Annotated in this window: 1 protein-coding gene; it reads left to right on the top strand. The window is 46.5% G+C overall.

The features are described 5' to 3' along the window. The coding region (locus NXS07_RS22650; RefSeq protein WP_258087637.1) for a DnaB-like helicase C-terminal domain-containing protein at window positions 1-340 on the top strand (340 nt) is incomplete at both ends.

The following is a 340-nucleotide window of genomic DNA, read 5'->3' as shown; positions in this document are numbered from 1 at the left end:
ACAATCACAGGAACCAAACAGAAACGCGGCGTACTGATCTTCTCAATGGAAATGGATTCCCAGCAGATTATCGAACGTCAGTTGGCTGGAGCCGCTAACCTGCCAGTATCAGTTTTACGAAATCCTGCGAGACTGGATGATGAAGGTTGGGATTGGGTTACTGTTGGTTTGGGGCGATTACAAAACTTGGATGTATGGATCATTGATGCCAGTAAATTGACGGTGGAGCAGATTGCTTCAATTTCACGGCGTCACAAGAAAGCACACCCGGCATTATCTCTCATCATGGTTGATTATCTGGGGCTGATTGATAAGCCAAAGGCAGAGCGTAATGATCTGG

The sequence above is a fragment of the Xenorhabdus bovienii genome (genome assembly GCF_024721015.1).
GTDB classification, from domain to species: domain Bacteria; phylum Pseudomonadota; class Gammaproteobacteria; order Enterobacterales; family Enterobacteriaceae; genus Xenorhabdus; species Xenorhabdus bovienii.
This window is presented reverse-complemented; position numbering and strand designations above follow the sequence as displayed.